The following is an 18,838-nucleotide window of genomic DNA, read 5'->3' as shown; positions in this document are numbered from 1 at the left end:
GGTGGGTTCCAGGCGCGCTCAGGAGCGGCGCAGGCGCTGGGTGTGTTCTTCGTAGGCGCGACTGAACTCGCGACCGAAAAGGTCCTGGAAGTCGTCCTGGGCCTCTTGGGAAATCTGCTTGTAGAGCGCGGTGAACTGCTGCCAGTTCTGCGCCTGGCGCGAACCGCTGAACAGGTTGCCCAGGCCACCGGGACGGGCCATGCGCGCTTCCAGTTCGGCCGGTTCGAAACGCCCCAGCAAGTGCTTGATGGCCGCTTCCACGCCGGCCATCACGGCCAGCTGGTGGGCCCGCAGGTCGTCGAAGCTGTCCTGCACCGCCTGGTCCGGGGCCATGAACGCCTGGTTGCTGTGGCGCAACAGCAGGAGCATGGCTTCGTCGACATTGGGGGCGAACTTCAGCGGGTTGTTTTCCACCGGGCGGATCATGGTCTGCTGCATGCGGAACTCGCCCTTGAGGCTGCTGCGGGCGCGCAGCACATCGATCAGGCCCTCGACCATCAAGCGGTAGCTGCGCCCCAGGCTCTCCATCTGCGCCTGGGCCTGCTGCGGGTCGATGCGCAACTGGTCCAGCCCGGCGCCGCGCAGAAAGGCTTGCAACAGGTCGGCCTGCGGCGCGACCGGCGCCGGGGCGGGTGCCGCGACCGGGGCTTGCGGTGCCGCGGCCGTGGGCAGCGGAGCAACCGGAGCAGCAGGCACCTGCGGCGCCGCGACCTCGAACGGCTGCGGCTGCGGCTGCGGCTGCGGCTGCGGCTGCGGCGGTTCTGCACTGAACAGGCCGATGCCGGCAAACGGGTCCGGCGCGGCCTGCGGCACGGGCGTCGAAACCGGAATCGGAGCCGGCGCTGGAGCTGGAGCTGGAGCTGGAGCAGGGCGCGCCGGCGTGTCGCCGAACAGGTCCCAGTCTTCCGGAATCAGGGCCCCACCCTGGGGAGCCTGAGGCGCTGGCGCTTGCACGGGCTGGGGCGCGGCGGTGGGCGTCGGCGGGCGAAAATCGTGCTGCTCGGCGGGCACATGGTCCGGCTGAGTGGCCGGAGGCGTGGCGCTCGGCGTCAGGAAGTCGAACAGGTCGGGAAAGGTGTCCTGGGCCGAGGCGCCCTGGAAATGCGCCACGGGCGCCATGGCGAGCGGCTCGATCGGGGTCGGGGCTGCCGCCTGTCGGCCCATCAACGCTTCGAAACTGTTGGAGCTGTCCCCGGAAAAGGCCTCAGCCTGCGCACGATTGAGGCTGAAATCGATCCGTGCGCTGATCTCGTAATCGCCAATGCGAATAACCTCGCCATCTTCCAGCGGCTCGCTGTTACCCCGGCGCATGCGAATACCGGCACGGACTAACTCCACACCGTTAGTACTGTTATCGGTCAAGTAATAACGGCCATTCTTGTATTGGATGACACAATGTCGCGCCGAAACTAAGCGCTCGGGATCAGGAAGTACCCAGTCATTATCGGAACTGCGGCCAATTGCCATCACACCCTGATCCATTAGTTTCTCAGGGCATTGACCAGGGGTGATCTTGTGATAACTAGTGATAGTCAAACACAGCGACATCTCGCCTCCTTGCTGTACTTCCGCGTGCGAACCGGTGCCGGGAAAAAAGTTCCGTAAAAAAATGAAAAGTCCGCAAAAAATCCTTTAAACAGCACCGTTCACAGCATGATCGCTCAACTTAAACCACACAGATGACAAACACACCGCGCCCCGCCTCATTCTGACTCACCGGTCAAGGAACTAAGTAAGTCGACATAACAGTGTCACGCGGGGCGAATAGCTTACCTTGACAAGCCACAACTACTACACCAAAAATGCACAACTTCTTGAACACGGATGATGGCTCAGCAATATCAATGAGTCCATGTTTACCAAGAAATGTGCACGAGTTCACAAACAACTAGTGCATTAATTGCCTGACTGTCCTGCAGGCTGATAGGGAGATCGAACCAGGTGGATGTACCGATGTTGCTCGCCGCGATTTCAGCAACTTCGCCTTGTGGCGAAGATCTGGAATATGACGCGGATTTCTTGCACTTGGAGCGGGCCGCGCAAGGTCAGCCCGAGCGCAGCATGGGCGACTCGATCCTCCCGGCCGAACCGCCGGACTGGCGCAGCATCCAGCAGCAGAGCCTGGACTTGCTGGCCCGCAGCAAAGACCTGCGCATCACCCATTTTCTCGTGCAGAGCACCCTGGCCCTTGAAGGCCTGCCGGGCCTGGCCACCTGCCTCGAACTGATCAACGGCCTGCTCCGCGATTACTGGGCGGACCTGCACCCGCGCCTGGACGCCGATGACGACAACGACCCCACGGTGCGCATCAACGCCCTGGCCGGTCTCGCCGCCGACACCACCATCGGCCTGCTGCGCGAAGCCCAGCTGACCCGCTCGCGGACCTTCGGCCCGGTGACCGTGCGGGCCGCGCTGAACGCCGCCGGCCTGCAGCATTTCTCCGGTGAGAGCCTGGGCTCCGACCACCTGGCCGGCGCCCTGCAAGACAGCGACCCCGAACACCTGGAGGCCATTCGCACCGCCTTGAGCAACGCCCGCTCGGCCGTCGAAGCCATCGAAAAGCAGGTCAGCGAACAAGTGGGGTCCGCCAGCGGCGTGGACCTCAGCGCCCTCAAGCAACCGCTGCGCCTGGCGCTGCAGGTGCTGAGCCAGCACGCCCCGCAAACCAGCGATAGCCCGGTCGACGAGCCCGCCGACGCCCCCGCGAGCGAGGCCGGCAACGCGCCCGTGGCACCAGCCGCAGCGCGGATTTCCGGCGAGATCAACAGCCGCGACGACGTGCTGCGCAGCCTCGACCGGCTGCTGGCCTACTACAGCCGTCACGAGCCTTCGAGCCCGCTGCCGGTGTTGCTCAACCGGGCCAAGAATCTGGTCAACGCCGACTTCGCGGCCATCGTGCGCAATCTGATCCCCGATGGCATGTCCCAATTTGAAAACCTGCGCGGCCCCGAATCCGACTAACCCCGAAGCGGCCGAACAGTATCGTCAGCGGCAATCACCGACCGACGCCAACACCGTCGCAGCAGCGACCAGGAGCACAACGTGGCGAAGCAAAGTTCTCAAAAGTTCATCGCGCGCAACCGCGCGCCCCGGGTGCAGATCGAGTACGACGTCGAACTCTACGGCGCCGAGAAAAAGGTCCAGCTGCCCTTCGTCATGGGCGTGATGGCTGACCTGGCCGGCAAGCCCGCCGAGCCCCTGGCGCCGGTGGCCGATCGCAAGTTCCTGGAAATCGACGTCGACAACTTCGACTCGCGCCTCAAGGCCATGCAGCCTCGGGTGGCCTTCCACGTGCCCAACGAGCTGACCGGCGAAGGCAACCTGAGCCTGGACATCACCTTCGAGAGCATGGACGACTTCAGCCCTGCCGCGGTGGCGCGCAAGGTCGATTCGCTGAACCAGCTGCTGGAGGCCCGCACCCAGCTGGCCAACCTGCTGACCTACATGGACGGCAAGACCGGCGCCGAAGAAATCATCATGAAAGCCATCAAGGATCCGGCGTTGCTCCAGGCCCTGGCCAGTGCGCCAAAGCCTGCTGACTCCGAGCCGAACGCGTAACTCAGGACCAACGATCATGACCGAATTGATGCGTGACAATCAGGCCCAACCCGGCGCCACCGAGCAGGCCAGCGAATTCGCCTCGCTGCTGCTGCAGGAATTCAAGCCCAAGACCGAGCGCGCTCGCGAAGCCGTGGAAACCGCCGTGCGGACCCTGGCCGAGCAGGCCCTGGCGCAGACCGACCTGGTGTCCAACGACGCCATCAAGTCGATCGAATCGATCATCGCCGCCATCGACGCCAAGCTCACCGCCCAGGTCAACCAGGTGATCCATCACCCGGAATTCCAGAAACTGGAAAGCGCCTGGCGTGGCCTGCACTACCTGGTCAACAACACCGAGACCGACGAGCAGCTGAAGATCCGCGTGCTCAACATCTCCAAGCCGGAGCTGCACAAGACCCTGAAGAAGTTCAAGGGCACGGCCTGGGACCAGAGCCCGATCTTCAAGAAGATGTACGAAGAGGAATACGGCCAGTTCGGCGGCGAGCCTTACGGCTGCCTGGTGGGCGACTACTATTTCGACCAGTCGCCACCGGACGTGGAACTGCTGGGTGAGCTGTCCAAGGTCTGCGCGGCCATGCACGCCCCGTTCATCGCCGCGGCCTCGCCGACCGTGATGGGCATGGGCTCGTGGCAGGAACTGTCCAACCCGCGCGACCTGACCAAGATCTTCACCACCCCGGAATACGCCGGCTGGCGCTCCCTGCGTGAATCGGAAGACTCGCGCTACATCGGCCTGACCATGCCGCGCTTCCTGGCGCGCCTGCCGTATGGCGCCAAGACCGACCCGGTGGAAGCCTTCGCCTTCGAAGAGAACACCGACGGCGCCGACAGCTCCAAGTACACCTGGGCCAACGCCGCCTACGCCATGGCGGTGAACATCAACCGCTCGTTCAAGCATTTCGGCTGGTGCTCGCGGATCCGCGGCGTGGAATCCGGTGGCGAGGTGGAAAACCTCCCGGCCCACACCTTCCCCACCGACGACGGTGGCGTGGACATGAAGTGCCCGACCGAGATCGCCATCTCCGACCGCCGTGAAGCGGAACTGGCGAAGAACGGCTTCATGCCGCTGCTGCACAAGAAGAACACCGACTTCGCCGCCTTCATCGGCGCCCAGTCGCTGCAGAAACCGGCCGAGTACGACGACCCGGACGCCACCGCCAACGCCAACCTGGCCGCGCGCCTGCCGTACCTGTTCGCCACCTGCCGCTTCGCCCATTACCTGAAGTGCATCGTGCGCGACAAGATCGGCTCCTTCAAAGAGAAGGACGAAATGCAGCGCTGGTTGCAGGACTGGATCCTCAACTACGTCGACGGTGACCCGGCGCACTCCACCGAAACCACCAAGGCCCAGCACCCGCTGGCCGCGGCGGAAGTGGTGGTCGAGGAAGTCGAAGGCAACCCGGGCTACTACAACTCGAAGTTCTTCCTGCGCCCGCACTACCAGCTCGAAGGGCTGACCGTGTCGTTGCGCCTGGTATCCAAACTGCCGTCCGCCAAGGGCGCCTGACCCATAACCGACTCAAACCTGGCGCCGCGACCATAGCCGCACGAGGTCCCCAGGGCCTCGCGCAGCGGCGCCAGACGCTGAATCAACATCGTGGCAAGTGCCACACAGGGAGAAAACATGGCTGTTGATATTTTCATCAAGATCGGTGACATCAAGGGCGAGTCCATGGACAAAGCCCACAAGGACGAGATCGACGTGCTGAACTGGAGCTGGGGCATGTCCCAGTCCGGCAACATGCACGTCGGCGGTGGCGGCGGCGCGGGCAAGGTGAACATCCAGGACCTGTCGCTGACCAAGTACGTCGACAAGGCCTCGCCGAACCTGATGATGCATTGCTCCAGCGGCAAGCACATCGACAAGGTGCGCCTGACCGTGCGCAAGGCCGGCGGCGAAAGCCAGGTCGAGTACATGATCATCGACCTGGAAGAAGTGCTGATCACCTCCCTGAGCACCGGCGGCTCGGGCAGCGATGACCGCCTGACCGAAAACATCACCCTGAACTTCGCCCAGGTGATGGTCGAGTACCAGCCACAGAAAGCCGACGGCACCAAGGACGGCGGCCCGATCAAGTACGGCTGGAACATCCGCTCGAACACCAAGCGCTGATCCGCTGCGGTCGCGCCGCGGCGGCGAAAGATCCGGGCCATGCTGCATGCGTAGCCCGGGTTGCGAGGACGTTGTCCTCGTTCGCAGCCTGCGGCAGCGGCTACAGGGGTGAGCGCCTGCGCCCCTTTTCGTGACGTCATGCCTGCGCCATCCGATCCTGGAGCGAACCCTTTGGTAACCGACATCGCCGCCCGCGATCGCTTGCAACCCTCTTTGCTGGATCGTCTGACCGACGATGAGCCCGGCAACCTGAAAGAAAGCCCGGACAAACGCGTGCTGTCCCTGAGCCAGCTCAAGGCCTCGGTGCTGCGCGACCTGGCCTGGCTGCTCAATACCACGTCGCTGCTGGAAGCCGATGCCACCCTGCACACCCCCGCCGGTACTTCGGTGGTCAACTACGGCCTGCCGGCCCTGGCCGGGTACAGCGCATCGAGCATCGACATCCCGGCCCTGGAGGCGCTGATCCACCAGGCCATCGCCACCTTCGAACCGCGCATCCTGCGCAGCACCCTGCGGGTCCGCGCGCGCACCGCGCCCGGCGAGATGAACCACAACGCCCTGAGCTTCGAGATCGAGGGCGATCTGTGGGCCCAGCCGATGCCCCTGCGCCTGCTGCTGCAAACCGACATGGACCTGGAATCCGGCCATGTGCGGGTGGTGCACGCCGATTCCCGGAGGCGCCCATGAATCCGCGCCTGTTGGAGCTGTACAACCAGGAACTGCACCACGTGCGCGAAAGCGCCGCGGAGTTCGCCAAGGAATACCCGAAGATCGCCAGCCGCCTGACCCTGTCGGGCATGGACTGCGCCGACCCCTATGTCGAGCGCCTGCTGGAAGGCTTCGCCTACCTGACGGCCCGGGTGCAGCTCAAGCTCGATGCCGAGTACCCGACCTTCACCCACAACCTGCTGGAGATCGCCTACCCGCACTACCTGGCGCCGACCCCGTCGATGACCGTGGTGCAATTGCAGGCCGATCCCGACGAAGGCTCCCTGAGCAGCGGCTTCACCCTGGAGCGCAACACCAGCCTGCGCGCCGCCCTGGGCCGCGACACCCAGACCTGCTGCGAATACCGCACCGCGCACCCGGTGACCCTGTGGCCGCTGCAAGTCACCCAGGCCGAGTACTTCGGCAACCCGGCGGCGGTGCTCGGGCGCCTGGCCGCCAGCGAGCCCAAGGCCAAGGCCGGGCTGCGCCTGACCCTGCGCACCGGCGCCGAGCTGCCGTTCAACAGCCTGGCTCTGGACAGCTTGCCGCTGTACCTGAACGGCAACGACGAATTGCCGTTCCGCCTCTACGAACAACTCTTGGGCAACGCCTGCGCGGTGTACGCCCGGGCTCCGGGTGGCGACTGGGTCGAGCGCCTGCCCCAGGACGCCCTGCGCTCTCGCGGTTTCGACGACCGCGACGCGGCGCTGCCGGTGGTGCCCCAGGCGTTCCAGGGCTACCGCCTGCTGCAGGAATACTTCGCCCTGCCCAACCGCTTCCTGTTCGTCGAGTTCGCCCAGCTGGGCCGCGCGGTGCAACGTTGCGCCGGCCAGGAACTGGAACTGATCGTGCTCTTCGAGCGTTTCGAGCAGAGCCTGGAAGGCAGCGTCGGCGCCGCCCAGTTCGTGCCCTTCTGCACCCCGGCGATCAACCTGTTTCCCAAGCGCCTGGACCGCATCCACCTGTCCGATCGGGTCAACGAGCACCATGTGATCGCCGACCGCACCCGGCCGATGGATTTCGAAGTGCACTCGCTGACCGCCATCAGCGGCCACGGCACCGGGCCGGAACAGCCATTCCTGCCGTTCTACGCGGTGCGCGACCCGTCCCGCTACGGCCGCGACCAGGCTTACTACATCGTGCGCCGCGAGCCGCGGGTGCTGTCCAGCGACCAGCGCCGCAACGGTCCCCGCTCGACCTACATCGGCAGCGAGTCGTTCGTCAGCCTGGTGGACAGCCGACAGGCGCCCTATCGCCACGACCTGCGCCAGCTCGGGGTCAGCGCCCTGTGCACCAACCGCGACCTGCCGCTGTTCATGAACGTGGGCAGCGGCAAGACCGACTTCACCCTGGCCGACAGCGCCCCGGTGCAGGCCATCCGCTGCCTGGCCGGCCCCAGCCGGCCCCGCCCCAGCCATGCCCACGACGGCAAGGCCTGGCGCCTGATCAGCCAGCTGTCGCTGAACTACCTGTCTCTGGCCGAACAGGGCCAGGGCGCGGCGGCCCTGCGCGAACTGCTGCGGTTGTACGGCGACAGCAACGACGCGGCCCTGCAATTGCAGATCGAGGGCCTGCGGGACGTCAGCAGCAAGGCGGTGACAAGGCGCCTGCCGATGCCCGGGCCGATCGTCTTTGGCCGGGGCCTGGAGATCACCCTGGAATTCGATGAAAACGCGTTTCGCGGCACCGGGGTGTTCCTCCTCGGTGCGGTCTTCGAGCGCTTCCTGGCACGTTACGTGTCGATCAACAGTTTTACCGAGACGGTGATCCGTACCACCGAACGCGGCGAGATCATGCGATGGAAAGCCCAGCCCGGACGGCGTCCGACTCTTTGAATACGCTGACGGCGATGCACGCCGAGCCCTGGGAGTACGACTTCTTCCAGGCCTTGCGGCGTATCGAATGCCTGTCGCCGCAACTGCCGCGCTTCGGCCACTCCCTGCGCCTGGCGGACGACCCCCTGCGCCTGGGCCAGCAGGCCGACTGCACCTTCGCGCCCTCGACCCTGGCTTCGGTCACCCCCGGCAGCGAGGGCGCGGCGACGCGCCTGGAGCAGTTCTTCTTTGGCCTGGGCGGGCCCAACGGGCCGCTGCCGCTGCACATCACCGAGTACGTGCGCGAGCGCCAGCGCAACAACGCCGACAGCACCAGCAAGCGCTTTCTCGATGTGTTCCACCACCGCCTGCTGAGCCTGTTCTACCGGGCCTGGGCCGAAGCCCGGCCGACGGTGAGCCACGACCGCCCGGACGACGACTACTGGTCCGCGCGCCTGGCCGCCCTGAGTGGCCGGGGCATGCCCAGCCTGCTCAAGCAGGGGCTGATCCCCGACACCGCCAAGCTGCACTACAGCGGCCACCTGGCGGCCCAGACCCGCTACCCGGATGGCCTGCGGGCGATCATCGGCGAGTACTTCGGCCTGCCGGTGGCAATCGAGGAATACGTCGGCCAGTGGCTGGAGCTGCCGGATCGCAGCCGGCTCGGGGTGCAGTCCCACCAGCTGGGGGTGGACTTCTGCCTGGGCAGCCACGTCTGGGACCGCCAGCACAAATTCCGCATTCGCCTGGGGCCGCTGAAGCTCGACGAGTACCTGGGGATGCTGCCCGACGGCCAGCAGTTCAAGGAACTGGTGGCCTGGGTCGCCGAATACCTGGGACATGAACTGGACTGGGACCTGAACCTGGTCCTGCAGAAGGACGAAGTGCCCAAGCTGCAACTCAACGGCCGCCAGCGCCTGGGTTTCAACACCTGGCTCGGTCAACCCGGCAGTGATGCCAAGGATCTCATTCTGGCCCGGCACTACGCCGATCAGGCCACTACCTCACGTACACCAAGGAGCACAGAGCATGGGTGAAATCAGTCGCGCGGCGCTGTTCGGCAAACTCAACAGCGTTGCCTACAAAGCCATCGAAGCCGCCACGGTCTTCTGCAAACTGCGGGGCAACCCCTATGTGGAACTGGCCCACTGGCTGCACCAGCTACTGCAACTGACGGACTCGGACCTGCACCGCATCATCCGCCAGTTCAACCTGGAGCCGGCGCGCCTGGCCAAGGACCTGACCGAGGCCCTGGACCGCCTGCCTCGCGGCTCGACCTCGATCACCGACCTGTCGTCCCACGTCGAGGAAGCGGTGGAGCGCGGCTGGGTCTACGGCAGCCTGATGTTCGGCGAAAGCCAGGTGCGCACCGGCTACCTGGTGATCGGCATCCTCAAGACCCCGAGCCTGCGCCACGCGCTGCTGGGGCTGTCCCGGGAGTTCGACAAGATCAAGGTCGAAACCCTGTGCGAGCGCTTTGACGAATACATCGGCGACTCGCCGGAAAACGCCCTGAGCGCCAGCGACGGCTTCAATGCCGGCGCGGTGCCCGGCGAAGCCAGCGGAGCCATGGCCCCCAGCGCCCTGGGCAAGCAGGAAGCCTTGAAGCGCTTCACCGTCGACCTCACCGAGCAGGCCCGCAGCGGCAAGCTCGACCCGATCGTCGGCCGTGACGAAGAGATCCGCCAACTGGTGGACATCCTCATGCGCCGCCGGCAGAACAACCCGATCCTCACTGGCGAGGCCGGCGTCGGCAAGACCGCGGTGGTGGAAGGTTTCGCCCTGCGCATCGTCGCCGGCGACGTGCCGCCGGCGCTCAAGGACGTCGAACTGCGCAGCCTCGACGTCGGCCTGCTGCAGGCCGGCGCCAGCATGAAGGGCGAGTTCGAACAGCGCCTGCGCCAGGTCATCGAAGACGTCCAGGCCTCGCCCAAGCCGATCATCCTGTTCATCGACGAAGCCCACACCCTGGTGGGCGCCGGTGGCGCCGCCGGCACCGGCGATGCGGCCAACCTGCTCAAACCGGCCCTGGCCCGCGGCACCCTGCGCACCGTGGCCGCCACCACCTGGGCCGAGTACAAGAAGCACATCGAGAAAGACCCGGCCCTGACCCGGCGCTTCCAGGTGGTGCAAGTGGCCGAGCCGTCGGAAGACAAGGCGCTGCTGATGATGCGCGGCGTGGCCTCGACCATGGAGCAGCACCATCAGGTGCAGATCCTCGATGAAGCCCTGGAAGCCTCGGTCAAGCTGTCCCATCGCTACATTCCGGCGCGCCAGTTGCCGGACAAATCCGTGAGCCTGCTGGACACTGCCTGCGCCCGCGTCGCCATCAGCCTGCACGCGGTGCCGGCGGAAGTGGATGACAGCCGCCGACGCATCGAGGCCCTGGAAACCGAGTTGCAGATCATCGCCCGGGAACAGGCGATCGGCGTGGCCATCGGCAACCGCCAGGTCAACAGCGAAAACCTCCTGGCCGCCGAGCGCGAGCGCCTGGCCGAGCTGGAAAACCGCTGGGCGCAAGAGAAGACCCTGGTCGACGAACTGCTGGCGACCCGCGCCCAACTGCGGGAGAACGTCGGCCTGGTGGACAGCGACGTCGGCGACGACAGCCACGGCCTGCGCGAGAAGCTGGTGGACCTGCAGCAACGCCTGAGCGCCCTGCAAGGCGAGAGCCCGCTGATCCTGCCGACCGTGGATTACCAGGCGGTGGCCTCGGTGGTCGCCGACTGGACCGGGATTCCCGTGGGGCGCATGGCCCGCAACGAACTGGAAACCGTGCTCAACCTCGACCAGCACCTGAAGAAACGCATCATCGGCCAGGACCACGCCCTGCAGATGATCGCCAAGCGCATCCAGACCTCCCGCGCCGGCCTCGACAACCCGAACAAGCCGATCGGCGTGTTCATGCTGGCGGGCACCTCCGGGGTGGGCAAGACCGAAACCGCCCTGGCCCTGGCCGAGGCCATGTATGGCGGTGAGCAGAACGTCATCACCATCAACATGAGCGAGTTCCAGGAAGCCCACACCGTGTCCACCCTCAAGGGCGCCCCGCCGGGCTACGTCGGCTACGGCGAAGGCGGCGTGCTCACCGAAGCGGTACGGCGCAAGCCCTACAGCGTGGTGCTGCTGGACGAAGTGGAAAAGGCCCACCCGGACGTGCACGAGATCTTCTTCCAGGTGTTCGACAAGGGCGTCATGGAAGACGGCGAAGGCCGCATGATCGACTTCAAGAACACCCTGATCCTGCTCACCACCAACGCCGGCACCGAGCTGATCGCCAACGTCTGCAAGAACCCGCAGGCTGTGCCCGAGCCGGAGGAAATCGCCAAGGCCCTGCGCCAGCCATTGCTGGAGATCTTCCCGCCGGCACTGCTCGGGCGCCTGGTGACCATCCCCTACTACCCGCTCAGCGACGAGATGCTCAAGGCCATCACCCGCCTGCAACTGGGGCGGATCAAGAAGCGCGTGGAAAGCACCCACAAGGTGGATTTCGATTTCGACGACGACGTCATCGACCTGATCGTCTCGCGCTGCACCGAGACCGAGAGCGGCGGGCGGATGATCGACGCCATCCTCACCAACAGCCTGTTGCCGGACATGAGTCGCGAGTTCCTCACCCGCCTGCTCGAAGGCCGCGCCCTGGCCGGGGTGCGCATCCGCCAGCGCGACAACGAACTGCACTACGACTTCAGCGAGCCGGCCTGAAAGCCAGAAGCAAGCGGCAAGCTTCAAGCTTGTCGCTAGCCACTTGCCGCTTGCCGCTGCTTTCACCATTCAACGAGACCGACGATGTTATTTCAGCAATCCACACGACTGGCACAGGTCAACTGCCCGCTGGGACCGGATGTCCTGCTGCTCAAGAGCATGGGCGGCGGCGAGGAGCTGGGGCGGCTGTTCGACTACCAGCTGCAACTGACGTCCAGCGACGCCAACATCGACCTCAACCAGCTGCTGGGCAAGCCCATGGGCCTCAGCGTGCAGCTGGACGGCGGTGGCCAGCGGCACTTCCACGGCATCGTCGCGCGCTGCAGCCAGAACATCGACAGCGGCCAGTTCGCCAGCTACCAGGTGACCCTGCGGCCCTGGCTGTGGCTGCTCAGCCGCACCTCCGACTGCCGGATTTTCCAGCACCTGAGCATCCCGCAGATCATCAAGCAGGTGTTCCGCGACCTGGGCTTTTCCGATTTCGAAGACGCCCTGAGCCGCCCCTACCGGGAGTGGGAGTACTGCGTGCAGTACCGCGAGACCAGCTTCGACTTCGTCAGCCGGCTGATGGAGCAGGAAGGCATCTACTACTTCTTCCGCCACGAAAAGGACCGCCATGTGCTGGTGCTGGCCGACGCCTACGGCGCCCACAGCAGCGTGCCCGGCTATGCCACGGTGCCCTACTACCCGCGGGACGAGCAGCAGCGCGAGCGCGACCACCTGTTCGACTGGCACCTGGCCCAGGAAGTACAACCCGGCTCGCTGGAACTCAACGACTACGATTTCCAGCGCCCCAGCGCCAGGATCGACGTGCGCTCGGCCATGCCCCGGCCCCACGCCGCCGGCGACTACCCGTTGTATGACTACCCGGGCACCTACGTACAAAGCAGCGACGGCGAGCACTACGCGCAGACCCGCATCGAAGCCCTGCAAAGCCTGCACGAGCGCATCGAGCTCAGCGGCAACGCGCGGGGCCTGGGGGTGGGCAACCTGTTCACCCTCAGCGGCTTCAGCCGCCAGGACCAGAACCGCGAATACCTGATCGTCGGCATCCGCTACTACCTGGTCCAGGAGAGCCTGGAAACCGGCGGTGGCGGCGGCTCGGCGCAGTTCGAAAGCCACCTGACCTGCATCGATGCCCAGCAGAGCTTCCGGCCCCTGGCCAGTACCCACAAGCCGATGGTCCAGGGCCCGCAGACCGCGCGAGTGGTGGGCCCGGCCGGGGAAGAGATCTGGACCGACCAGTACGGCCGGGTCAAGGTGCACTTCCACTGGGACCGCCACGACCAGTCCAACGAAAACAGCTCGTGCTGGATTCGCGTGTCCCAGGCCTGGGCCGGGAAAAACTGGGGCTCGATGCAGATCCCGCGGATCGGCCAGGAAGTGATCGTCAGCTTCCTCGAAGGCGACCCCGACCGCCCGATCATCACCGGCCGGGTGTACAACGCCGAGCAGACCGTGCCCTACGACCTGCCGGCCAACGCCACCCAGAGCGGGATGAAGAGTCGTTCGAGCAAGGGCGGCAGCCCGGCCAACTTCAACGAAATCCGCATGGAAGACAAAAAGGGCGCCGAGCAGCTGTACATCCACGCCGAGCGCAACCAGGACATCGTGGTCGAGGTCAATGAAAGCCACTCGGTGGGCAACAACCGCAACAAGAGCATCGGCCACGACGAGTACGTGACCATCGGCAACAAGCGCACGCGCATCGTCCAGCACGTGGATGAGCTGACGGTGGGCGAGAAGAAGCTCGACAGCATCGGCCAGAGCTACGTGATCGAGGTCGGCGAACGCCTGCGCCTGGTGTGCGGGGCCAGCATCCTGGAGCTCAATGCCAGCGGCCAGATCAACCTGTGCGGGGTCAACATCAGCGTGCATGCCTCGGCCGATGCCGAGATCAATACCGGTGGCGTGCTGCACCTGAACAACGGCGGCGGCCCGGGCACCACCACCGAGGGCCAGGGCGTGCAGGGTGCCATCAGCGCCAAGGCCAAAGCCCCCTTTTCCGCCCCCAAAGGCTAATGAACGGATGCCCATGCCATGACCTATCGCCTCAATGAATTGCAGTTCCAGCTGCCTGCCAGCGAATTGCAGGACGCCTCGATCAACATCCTCAAGTTCCCGGCCCTGGGCACTTCGCTGATCGTCAGCCGCAGCCTGCTGGGCGACGGCGAAACCCTGGAGAGCAGCCTGGCCAGCCAGTTGCAGCGGCTGGAGCAGCAAGTGCAGGAACTGCGGGTCAAGGGTCCGCAGCCGGTGCTGCTGGGCCCGGCCCAGGACATTCCGGGCCTGGAGCTGCGCAGCCAGTTCAGCAAGGGCAGCGAGCAGGTGTTCCAGTACCAGCTGGCCCTGGCGCTGCCCGGCACCCGGCAGATGCTCGCCATGAGCTACGTCAAGGCACAGAAGCTCGGCGACGCCGAAGCCGCCCATTGGGCGCAGATCAAGAACACCCTGGTGCTGGGCTGAGGCGGGCCCATGTCTGACGCGCTGTGGGCCGCCCGACTGGGCGACGGGCTGGAACACACCTCGGTGATGGCCGACATCCTCGGCGGCGTGCTGGAGGTAGCGGCCAACGTCGCCATAGGCGCCCTGGCGACCATGGCGGTGGCCGCGGCGGCGGGCATCACGGTGGCCACCGGCGGCCTTGGCGCCTGCGTGCTGGGGCTGGTGGTGGGCGTGGTGGTCGGCGTGGTCATGAGCAAGACCGGGGCCGACAAGGGCCTGAGCAATTTATGCGAGGGCTTCGCCAATGCCCTGTTCCCGCCCTCGATCCAGGCCACCATCGCCAGCGGCTCGAAAAAGGTCCTGACCAACAACAAACCGGCGGCCCGCGCGGCCGGTATCGCCCCGCCGTCGCAGATCAGCGGCGACGGCGCCGAGGAAGGCGAAGCCACCGACACCCCTTCGGCCACCCCGGAGGAAGGCCCGGGCTTTCTCGACATGGCCAAGGAATTCTTCTCGCAGATGTGGCGGCCCACCGTGGCTTCCCCGGCGCCCGGCTCGCAGACCAAGGAACTGGACCTGGTGACCTGCACCAAGCACCCGCCGATGCCCGTGCAGTACCTGGCCGAAGGCTCGGAAAAGGTCAGCATCGACGGCCAGCCGGCGGTGCGCAGCGGCGACCGCAGCACCTGCGACGCCAAGGTGGTGTCCGCCGGACCGATCTCCCCCGACGTGACCATCGGCGGCGGCTCGGTGGTGGTGCGCGAGATCCGCAGCGGCAAGACCCCGGGCGTGGGCCTGGCGGTGACCGTGCTGATGATGCTCAAGGGTGGCAAGGGCAAGTTCCTCAGCAACCTGCCGTGCATGCTGATGGCCGGGGTCAATTCGTTTGTCGTCAGCCAGGCGACCAATGCGCTGACCCAGGCCGTCGTCGCCTCGACCCATCCGGTGCATGCAGCAACCGGGGCCAAGGTGCTCGGGGCCGACGACGATCTGGACTTCACCCTGCCAGGGCTGGTGCCCATCGAATGGCAACGCTTCTACAACAGCCGCGACGAACGCCGTGACGGCCTGCTCGGGGCCGGCTGGAGCCTGCCTTACGAGGTCAGCATCCAGATCGAGCCCCATCCCGAGGGCGGCGAACGCCTGCTCTACATTGATGAGCAGGGACGCCGCATCGACATGGGTGCCATTGCCCTGGGCGGTGGAGCCTTCAGCCCCGGTGAAGGCTTGAGCGTGCGACGCAACGACAACGGGCAGTTGCTGATCGAAAGCAGCGACGGCCTCTACCGTCTGTTCGAGCCGCTGGCGAGCGATCCTTCGCGGTTGCGCCTGAGCCAGCTGGGGGACCGCAACGACAATCGCCTGCACCTGGAATACGACTCGTCCGGGCGGCTCTGGCTGCTGCGCGATACTTTTGAACAGGCGCAGCTCGAACTGGGCTACAGCACGCGCTGGCCCGGTCGGATTGCCCAGGTCGAACGGCTGTACCCTGACCAGCAACGGGAAGTGCTGGTCAGCTATGACTACGATGCCGCAGGGAACCTGGCACAGGTCCGCGATGGCGAAAGGCAGGTACAGCGGCGCTTCGCCTATGACGCCGGCCACCGGATGACCGAGCACCAGTTGGCCACCGGGCTGCGCTGCTTCTACCAGTGGACACTGTTCGCCGACCAGCAGTGGCGAGTGACCCGTCACTGGACCGACGAAGGCGATAGCTATCAGTACGACTATGATCTGGAGGCCGGAATCACCCAGGTCACCGACAGCCTGCAACGCATCAGCCGCCGTCGCTGGAACAGCCAGTTGCAGATCGTCGAGTACACCGACAACCTCAACCAGACATGGGCCTTCGAGTGGAACGACGAACGCCAACTGCTCAGCGCCACTGACCCCTTGGGAGGGCGCTATGCCTATAGCTACGACGAAACCGGCAACCTGATCGCCGAGACCGATCCTCTGGGGCACAGCCACTCGACCTTGTGGCTGGAGCACTGGTCGCTGCCACAGACCCTGACCGATCCTGCCGGCAAAAGCTGGCACTTGCGCTACGACCCCCGAGGCAATTGCATCGCCGAAACAGACCCGCTAGGCCAAGTGACTCAGTACCGCCACGACGCACACGGGCAGGTGGTGGAGATCATCGATGCCACGGGAAGAAGCCGGAAGATGCGCTGGAACTCGTCCGGGCAATTGCTTGAACACCTGGATTGCTCGGGCTATCCGACCCGCTTCGAATACGATCGACGTGGCAACGTGAAAGCCATCATCGATGCCCTTGGCGAGCACACTCGCTTCCATTACGACGGCCAGGGACGGTTGCTGAGCAGCCAACTGGCCGATGGCCGCGCCGAGCATTTTCAACGCAGCAGCAACGGCCAGCTGCAGGGCTACACCGACCCGTCCGGCTACACCACGCTCTACCAGTACAACCGGCGCGGGCAGATAAGCCAGCGCACCGACGCCCATGGCCGGCAGGTCCGATTCGACTATGACGCGTTCGGACGGCTGCTGGCGCTCACCAACGAAAACGGCGAAAGCTATCGCTTTGCCTGGGATGCCGGCAACCGTCTGAGCGAACAGCAGGACCTCGACGGCAGTGCCAAGCGCTATGGCTATGACTCACTGAACAACGTCGTCGAACTCCAGGCCCATGCCGCGCCTTATGGCTCCGGATTGAGCGCCGTGCCCGCGCAACCAATCGCACCAATCATCCACAAGTTCGAGCGCGATGCCGTGGGGCGGCTGCTGGCCAAGACCACGGACGATGGGCGCAGTCAATACACCTACGATCCCTTGAACCAACTGATCGCAGCCAGCTTTACCGACAACCTCGGCAACCAGCAGGCAGTGAGTTTCAGCTACGACGCCCTGGGCCAATTACTCGAAGAACACACAGCGGCCGGCAGCCTGAAACACCGATACGACGAACTGGGCAATCTGATTCAGACCCAGCTACCGGACACGCGCTGGCTCAATCGGCTCTATTACGGCAGCGGCCATCTGCACCAGATCAATCTCGATGGCCAGGTAATCAGCGATTTTCAACGTGATCGCCTGCACCGTGAAGTGCTGCGCACCCAGGGTCAGATCAGCACCCGCAGCGAATACGACCGTTGTGGCCGCCTGCGCGCACGCCTGCGGCATTCCAGCCTGCTGGCAAACACCCTGCCGACAGCCCCGGAACGGCACCTCGAGTACGACGACAGCGATAACCTGGTGGGCCTGGCCGAGCGGCATGTCAACGGCCAATATCGGCAACTGTTCCATTACGACGCGACCGGGCGAATCATCGCCAGCCAGGACGGCCTGCAGGGCCAGAAGGAAACCTTCGCCTACGACGCCGCCGCCAATTTGCTTGACGGCCCGAAAGCGGGCGCCGGGCTGGTGGTGCACAACAAGTTGCTGACCTACCAGGACAAGCGCTACCGCTACGATGCCTTTGGCCGAATGATTGAAAAACGCAGTGGTCGGCGAGGCGTGCAACGGTTTGCCTACGATGCCGAACACCGCTTGATCGAAGTGCGCAATCAGACCGCCAGCGGCGAAACCCTGGTCAGGATGAGTTACGACGTCCTGGGTCGACGCATCAGCAAGCGTGAGTACGACAGCCAGGGCAACCTTCTGGGTGAAACCCGATTCATCTGGGATGGCCTGCGGCTGCTGCAGGAACAGCGTAATCAACAGACCAGCCTCTATGTCTATGAAGACCAGGGCCACGCGCCCCTGGCGCGGGTCGATGGCCTCGGCGCGCAGCAGAAGATCCGCTACTACCACAACGACCTGAATGGCCTGCCCCACCAGCTTTGCGAGCCTGACGGCCACAGCGTCTGGCAGGCCCGCTATCAGGTCTGGGGCAACACCATCGAAGAAATACGCGAGCCCTACTACATCGAGGAGCAGAATCTCAGGTTCCAGGGCCAGTACCTGGACCGCGAGACCGGGCTGCACTTCAACACGTTCCGTTTTTACGATCCGGATATCGGGCGCTTCACCACGCCGGACCCCATCGGCCTGGCCGGAGGCTTGAACCTCTATCACTATGCTCCCAACCCGATCGGCTGGATCGACCCGCTGGGCTGGATCTGCAAATCGGCCTACAGCGGCAGAAGGGGCACTACAAAGGCCAAGGCCGACCTCGAGAGGAACGGTTTCACTGTGGTAGCTGAAGAACTGACCATGAAGGTCAAGCATCCTGTCACTCAGAAGTCCTACCGCATCAGGGCAGATATCATCGCCCAGGACAAAGCCGGCAACTACCACGTGTTCGAAGTCAAAAATGGCAGCGGCAAACTGACCAAGAACCAACAGGGATCGGGGATGTTCGACATGAGCAATACGGCCAATACCAACGGTGGCCTGGGCGGCGGCCTGATCAAACCGTCGGGCGCCACCCAAGGCCAGTTCGAAGTTGCGACCAAAAGCGGCAAAGGCACACCGTTCGGTGGAAATGGCGCACAGCATACGGCCAACTTCTGGCTTCTTCGCTATTGAA

At 65.0% G+C, this 18,838-nt stretch carries 12 protein-coding genes; 11 read left to right on the top strand and 1 reads right to left on the bottom strand.

Annotated features, from left to right (window positions below):
* Positions 1 to 18: 18 nt before the first annotated feature.
* On the bottom strand, positions 19 to 1,548 hold the full coding sequence (gene tagH, locus GWQ44_RS06450; RefSeq protein WP_275926909.1) for a type VI secretion system-associated FHA domain protein TagH: 1,530 nt from the start codon (positions 1,546 to 1,548) through the stop codon (positions 19 to 21).
* A gap of 393 nt (positions 1,549 to 1,941) precedes the next feature.
* Here tagH and tssA point away from each other — a divergent pair, with 393 nt between their 5' ends.
* The 11 genes from tssA (at position 1,942) to GWQ44_RS06395 (ending at position 18,837) form a co-directional block, all read left to right on the top strand.
* A complete protein-coding gene (gene tssA, locus GWQ44_RS06445; RefSeq protein WP_103741889.1) occupies positions 1,942 to 2,961 on the top strand; it encodes a type VI secretion system protein TssA in 1,020 nt (339 codons plus the stop codon).
* A gap of 81 nt (positions 2,962 to 3,042) precedes the next feature.
* A complete protein-coding gene (gene tssB / locus GWQ44_RS06440) occupies positions 3,043 to 3,558 on the top strand; it encodes a type VI secretion system contractile sheath small subunit (protein ID WP_016963865.1) in 516 nt (171 codons plus the stop codon).
* A gap of 16 nt (positions 3,559 to 3,574) precedes the next feature.
* The gene (gene tssC / locus GWQ44_RS06435) at positions 3,575 to 5,068 is read left to right on the top strand and encodes a type VI secretion system contractile sheath large subunit (RefSeq protein ID WP_016963864.1); all 1,494 of its coding nucleotides are present in this window, start codon (positions 3,575 to 3,577) and stop codon (positions 5,066 to 5,068) included.
* A 117-nt stretch (positions 5,069 to 5,185) separates the two neighbouring features.
* Positions 5,186 to 5,674 (top strand): type VI secretion system tube protein Hcp, encoded by a 489-nt coding sequence (locus GWQ44_RS06430; RefSeq protein ID WP_011064257.1) that lies wholly within the window; start codon positions 5,186 to 5,188, stop codon positions 5,672 to 5,674.
* A 171-nt stretch (positions 5,675 to 5,845) separates the two neighbouring features.
* Positions 5,846 to 6,361: a type VI secretion system baseplate subunit TssE gene (tssE, locus tag GWQ44_RS06425; RefSeq protein ID WP_016963863.1), complete on the top strand. Its 516-nt coding sequence runs from the start codon at positions 5,846 to 5,848 to the stop codon at positions 6,359 to 6,361.
* On the top strand, positions 6,358 to 8,217 hold the full coding sequence (gene tssF / locus GWQ44_RS06420; RefSeq protein ID WP_275926908.1) for a type VI secretion system baseplate subunit TssF: 1,860 nt from the start codon (positions 6,358 to 6,360) through the stop codon (positions 8,215 to 8,217). The genes tssE and tssF overlap by 4 nt, the downstream gene beginning before the upstream one ends.
* On the top strand, positions 8,181 to 9,233 hold the full coding sequence (gene tssG / locus GWQ44_RS06415; RefSeq protein ID WP_103741890.1) for a type VI secretion system baseplate subunit TssG: 1,053 nt from the start codon (positions 8,181 to 8,183) through the stop codon (positions 9,231 to 9,233). The genes tssF and tssG overlap by 37 nt, the downstream gene beginning before the upstream one ends.
* Entirely contained in the window at positions 9,226 to 11,901 is a 2,676-nt protein-coding gene (tssH, locus tag GWQ44_RS06410) for a type VI secretion system ATPase TssH (RefSeq protein WP_275926907.1), read from the top strand. Before tssG ends, tssH begins: the two co-directional genes overlap by 8 nt.
* 84 nt (positions 11,902 to 11,985) lie before the next feature.
* Positions 11,986 to 13,923 (top strand): type VI secretion system tip protein VgrG, encoded by a 1,938-nt coding sequence (locus GWQ44_RS06405; protein WP_047306642.1) that lies wholly within the window; start codon positions 11,986 to 11,988, stop codon positions 13,921 to 13,923.
* 18 nt (positions 13,924 to 13,941) lie between these two features.
* Positions 13,942 to 14,367 carry a DcrB-related protein gene (locus GWQ44_RS06400; protein ID WP_275926906.1) on the top strand — a complete coding sequence of 142 codons (426 nt, stop codon included), beginning with the start codon at positions 13,942 to 13,944 and terminating at the stop codon, positions 14,365 to 14,367.
* A gap of 9 nt (positions 14,368 to 14,376) precedes the next feature.
* On the top strand, positions 14,377 to 18,837 hold the full coding sequence (locus tag GWQ44_RS06395) for an RHS repeat-associated core domain-containing protein (protein WP_275926905.1): 4,461 nt from the start codon (positions 14,377 to 14,379) through the stop codon (positions 18,835 to 18,837).
* The last annotated feature ends 1 nt before the right edge of the window (position 18,838 follow it).

Source organism: Pseudomonas sp. 3MA1, assembly GCF_029237275.1.
Taxonomy (GTDB): Bacteria; Pseudomonadota; Gammaproteobacteria; order Pseudomonadales; family Pseudomonadaceae; genus Aquipseudomonas; species Aquipseudomonas fluorescens_AP.
The sequence above is the reverse complement of the archived record's forward strand: the minus strand, read 5'-3'. Positions and strand labels throughout refer to the sequence as shown.

Coding starts and splice junctions, on each gene's coding strand:
- tagH (WP_275926909.1), bottom strand. CDS start 1,548: ATGTCGCTGTGTTTGACTATCACTAGTTATCACAAGATCACCCCTGGT.
- tssC (WP_016963864.1), top strand. CDS start 3,575: ATGACCGAATTGATGCGTGACAATCAGGCCCAACCCGGCGCCACCGAG.
- GWQ44_RS06430 (WP_011064257.1), top strand. CDS start 5,186: ATGGCTGTTGATATTTTCATCAAGATCGGTGACATCAAGGGCGAGTCC.
- tssF (WP_275926908.1), top strand. CDS start 6,358: ATGAATCCGCGCCTGTTGGAGCTGTACAACCAGGAACTGCACCACGTG.
- tssG (WP_103741890.1), top strand. CDS start 8,181: ATGGAAAGCCCAGCCCGGACGGCGTCCGACTCTTTGAATACGCTGACG.
- tssH (WP_275926907.1), top strand. CDS start 9,226: ATGGGTGAAATCAGTCGCGCGGCGCTGTTCGGCAAACTCAACAGCGTT.
- GWQ44_RS06405 (WP_047306642.1), top strand. CDS start 11,986: ATGTTATTTCAGCAATCCACACGACTGGCACAGGTCAACTGCCCGCTG.
- GWQ44_RS06400 (WP_275926906.1), top strand. CDS start 13,942: ATGACCTATCGCCTCAATGAATTGCAGTTCCAGCTGCCTGCCAGCGAA.
- GWQ44_RS06395 (WP_275926905.1), top strand. CDS start 14,377: ATGTCTGACGCGCTGTGGGCCGCCCGACTGGGCGACGGGCTGGAACAC.